Source organism: Oleiphilus sp. HI0128 (assembly GCF_001635365.1).
On the sequence record NZ_LWGG01001361.1, the window covers coordinates 1 to 806 of the forward strand.

Annotated in this window: 1 protein-coding gene; it reads left to right on the plus strand. The window is 39.7% G+C overall.

The genetic code is table 11. The annotated features are described in order from the left end of the window. Window positions 1–58: 58 nt before the first annotated feature. A complete protein-coding gene (locus A3763_RS22585) occupies window positions 59–406 on the plus strand; it encodes a type 1 pili tip component (RefSeq protein WP_068514910.1) in 348 nt (115 codons plus the stop codon). The last annotated feature ends 400 nt before the right edge of the window (window positions 407–806 follow it).

Here is an 806-nt window from a genome sequence, read left to right on the forward strand (position 1 = left end):
CTTATTCTTGTAGTTAAGCGTAAAAAATGAACAACCCGACCACACAAGGATTCAAGCTATGAAAATAAAAGCCTTAGCAGAATGCTGGGAACAACAAGCCAAAGCAACATTTACTTCTGAAGACTACACATTCCGACTCCCCTTAGAAGATGCAGCGAAAATTAACGCACTAGCAGAAATGTACCCCAAAAGAACAAAAAGTGAGATCCTTGGAGAGCTGCTATCGGCTGCTCTTGATGAACTTGAAACCAGTTTCCCTTATATCGCGGGTAAAAAAGTCATATCGAAAGATGAAATGGGCGATCCAATGTATGAGGATGTAGGCCCGACCCCGAAATTTATGGAATTGAGCAAGAAATACCGCTCAACCTTGAAACAGCAAGGCAAGAAAGCCGCAAATGGTTAGCTCTTTGGCACCCTCCCGCTACAACAAGGAATATACTGGAACAGCTACTGCTAGCGAATGTTTGGGAACATTCGTCAAGCAACTTACTTCCTGATCTTCGTCACTTCCGGCGTTTATTTTTAACGCCTATCTTCATTCGCATCCTGGGCAAATATCTGTTATCTCAAACAGGAAAACTGCTTAGGATCGCCAGTCATAACCAAAAGATCTAAGCACTCACCTGCATAACATTGATAAAAGCAAACACTATTCTAGACTTATACTGTTATACAGATTTTAAAAACACTAAGTATTGCTAGTTTTCTTAGCTAATTTTGTTTTAATTTCAAAGCATTACTAAGTTTCTTCGTAGTGGCTTAGCGACCAATGAAGATGATAAGTAAATATACTCTTCCGTAAA

Coding starts and splice junctions, on each gene's coding strand:
- A3763_RS22585 (WP_068514910.1), top strand. CDS start 59: ATGAAAATAAAAGCCTTAGCAGAATGCTGGGAACAACAAGCCAAAGCA.